The 3,555-nt window shown below is 42.4% G+C and carries 2 protein-coding genes; one reads left to right on the plus strand and one right to left on the minus strand.

Annotated elements, in window-relative coordinates; all coding sequences use genetic code 11:
- Window positions 1–125 precede the first annotated feature (125 nt).
- Window positions 126–1,499 (minus strand): reverse transcriptase domain-containing protein, encoded by a 1,374-nt coding sequence (locus tag BG32_RS00650; protein ID WP_259459406.1) that lies wholly within the window; start codon window positions 1,497–1,499, stop codon window positions 126–128.
- 647 nt (window positions 1,500–2,146) lie between these two features.
- On the opposite strand from BG32_RS00650, the gene BG32_RS15970 reads away from it, so the two are divergent.
- The gene (locus tag BG32_RS15970) at window positions 2,147–2,989 is read left to right on the plus strand and encodes a transposase (RefSeq protein ID WP_259459405.1); all 843 of its coding nucleotides are present in this window, start codon (window positions 2,147–2,149) and stop codon (window positions 2,987–2,989) included.
- The last annotated feature ends 566 nt before the right edge of the window (window positions 2,990–3,555 follow it).

Genomic DNA, 3,555 nt, shown 5'->3' on the forward strand with positions numbered 1-3,555 from the left:
CGCCTAATATGGAGAACGAACAATGAAGAACTAGAGACTCAAGGAATACGGATTTCTCTGATCTGCTTGAAGGAAACCTTTAGGCATCCCTTTTCAGTTCTGGCAAGCACACCTAAATCTATACTTCATAGCTCATAGTTATAGTAGACAGTCTTAGGGTTTGCAACGCTTTCTATGCCCTGGTTTTCTATTCCTTTCTTATATGCATTTCTAATTCGAAGAAAACTTGGAATCTTTGCGAATCCCTTCCTTCCAGCCACAGACTTGATTTCACACTTGCGGATGAATGTCTGAAAATCGACTGGATATGGGAATACTTTTGAGACAAGTATACCTTCGTCCTCGAAATTCTTCTCTCTCTTGTGCAATGCATTTACGAAAGCATTCGCCATCCATCTATCAAGTTCTTTCAATTGCTCTATGTTATCTACTAGCGGAAAATAACTCATTAAACCTCTGAACCTGAGTCGACCGGAATGTCCGAGCTGATATCTACGTAAAGCCAATTCTGTTGCATCACCATACAGGTACCTACGAACTTGAAGTACTGAGCTGATAAAAGCCTTATCATATTCACCTAAAACTGTTGAGACCTTCACAGCTTTCAAGGGCTGAATCAGATTGGAATAGATCAAATAGCTAATTTGCCTTTTTATCTTGTCTACGACATTATAACTAAACGATATGCTATTACTTGAAATATTGTGTCCTAGAAAGCTCACCGTTTTCTTTTTCCCTACAACTTCATTTGCTACACTGTTGCATATAATACTTATTCCTGGTGACTTATTAGCGTTTATTTGTACACCGGAATCCTTTGAGAAATCATAAAGAACGTTCACAGCATTGCAGACTTTTGTGTAATCTTTTGACCATACTATAAGGTCATCAGCATATCGTGCAAATCTGACACCTATTTCTTCCAGTTGTCTATCAAGACTCCAACATGAAACATTCGCTAGGAAAAGGGAAATCGATGTTCCTTGTGGAATGCCCTTTCCAGAACGATTACTAATGAAGGCATCGATAACGTGTTTCTCGACCTCGCTTACATTAAAGGCGCCATCATCCAGCTGCACAAAAAGATAGTCGTGAAGAATCGAATCAAAAAAGGAGCTAAAGTCATATTCGGCAACGAAGACGCGTCTTTCATTCGATAAATAGGAATATAAATCTTGAATTGCAAAGTGCGCATTTCTGTCATTTCTGTATGCATAAGAGTATGAACTAAATCTCTGCCTATTCTTTCTAATTAGTTTTCGGTAAATCAAAGTTGAAACAGCTGCATCAGGAAGCTGATAGCTCATTACTACCCTAAAAGTTCCATTGCTTTTGGGGATATGTTTGAGAAAAGGAGCTTCTGGTTCATACGTACCTCGAACGAGTTTTCGAGAAATCGAGTGCGCAATTTGCTTCAAATGTTTTATCACATAGAACGGATTGTACCTTCCGCTGTTACTCCATTCTTCTGGTTCTTTAACCTCTTTGGCAGACGACATCCCATTTCTTATTCTTCGAGCACAATTGCGCTGAAGATAATTATGATAGTCATGAAATTCAGAGATTTTCACTTCACAGAGTTTCCGCAGTTCCTCATAGAGTTCTTGTTCCAATTCAAACCTCCAAAAATGATCGAATCTGAAAACCAGATTCGATCATCTCCATGGGCACGCCCTGCCAAAAATAAGTTTTCAATTGTGCATCAGTCTTGAAACATCTGCACGCCAGACCAGCTCGTTGGAGCCCGAAAAAGGGGTACCCACTCGTTCCCTAAGAACTTTATTCAATCTTAGCACAGAATAAGCTTGAAGCAAATGTTGTTCCAAGAACAATTCGTTTTTTGCAGTAATTTGATTTTAGTTTCTTTCGGGACATACTCGATTATCTGCGTATCCGAAACGGTAATCTTCATTCACTAGGAGCAACCTATTGTTAACGGTTCTCCGTTCTCTGAGAAGGGTAAAAGGAGCATAAGAGTTAGTAGGTCTAGGATGTCAGAGAAACGATGTATAGGTGAGGAATACAGAGAATCGGCAAGGTGTTTTGCTATAATCTGAAGTAAAGCTTGACGTGATGCAAAAATGGGTACAGACATTAGAAGACTTGTCAGTCCCCATTTTTGCGAACATTTCCGCAGTTAGAGGTGATGATGATGCCGAGGTCTGCTCGGGTTGTATTCGAAGGTGTTGTTCATCACATTACTCAGAGAGGTAATTACAGGCAAAACATATTTGAGGATTCTGCCGACAGGAAGAAGTACATTGAGTTCGTCAGCGAGTATTCTAGAAAGTATCAGATGAAGATCTACGCTTACTGTCTTATGACCAACCATGTTCATTTCCTAGCGGCTCCCCTAAGAAGAGATTCCCTGGCAATGACTTTCAAGTATGCTAATATGAGGTACTCAAGCTACTTCAATAAGAAGAACCGGAGATCGGGTCATCTCTGGCAGGGAAGGTTTTATTCCTGTCCATTACATCATGATCACGCCCTTGAAGCGTTGAGGTATGTTGAGAGAAATCCCGTTCGTGCAAAGATGGTTCGGTTTCCCTGGGAATACGAATGGTCGAGTGCGAGAGAACATGTGGGATTTATTGAGGAGATAGGCATTTCCGGTGAAGGCGAGGGCACTGAATCTGAGCACAAAACTCCGGAATCAGTCAGTGACCAATCTATTACCCAGAGTTCGCCGATTCATGAAGCGGAGAAGGTTTCTGATGAAGATACTTCAATTACTCGGACCTCAGCATCATCTTCTAGAATTATTGAGCTTTCTCCGCTGCAGGAACTCGATCTTAACTGGAGTCCCGAAGGCTGGAGAGAGTTTCTCGGCTTCCCCGATGAAGATGATTTTCTAAAAAGGATCAGGAGCAACACTTTCTCTGGGAGACCTTTGTTTGGAGATAATAACACTTCTGAACTGAAGGAGGAGCTTGGTCTTTCAATAACAAGAAGACAAAGAGGCAGGCCAAGGAAGGGGAAGCCTTAGGAGCGTTCTTCGACGCTACGTGTCCTGGTTCTTGGTAAAAAAGAAGATGTAAAGGGGCAGAGGTAAGAGGTTTGAAGAGCGAAAAGATCTTGTCTTCAATCCTCCTTGTTAGCACCAGTAACCTTTGTTTAGTGAGAGAAGAGAAACGAAGAAACGGATGAGAAAGAATGAGATCCCGTGCAGACCCCCCAAACAGGAGCATTTTGGGGCAGGCTCTACGGGATGACAGCATGGGGGAATTAGTGGATGACAGCCCTTTCTGTCATCCTGCTGAGCTTCCGGCCAGGATCTCTGTCCCTCGCGAAAAATGAGGACGGCTCTTTCCAGCGTCCAGCGGGTTCATGTTCTTAAGCGTGCAGCGGCTCTTGGATCGGGATGCTGAAATAAGTTCAGACGGAAAGAGCAGGGTATCGATTGCTGGGTATGGGGTCTCGTGAAGAGAAACGGCAATCAATTCAGGTTTCAATGCAACTGAGGAAGTTATCCCGACAGCGGCTTTTTGAAGTTCCCCACTTTGTCATCCCGAACTTGTTTCGGGATCTTGGTGTTAATCTTATCCAAGGACG

Origin of the sequence: Mesotoga sp. HF07.pep.5.2.highcov (genome assembly GCF_003666285.1) — a bacterium.
Lineage (GTDB): Bacteria > Thermotogota > Thermotogae > Petrotogales > Kosmotogaceae > Mesotoga > Mesotoga prima.

Excerpts from the sequence above, each read along its gene's own strand:
- BG32_RS00650 (WP_259459406.1), bottom strand. The coding sequence starts at position 1,499 with ATGTCGTCTGCCAAAGAGGTTAAAGAACCAGAAGAATGGAGTAACAGC.
- BG32_RS15970 (WP_259459405.1), top strand. The coding sequence starts at position 2,147 with ATGATGATGCCGAGGTCTGCTCGGGTTGTATTCGAAGGTGTTGTTCAT.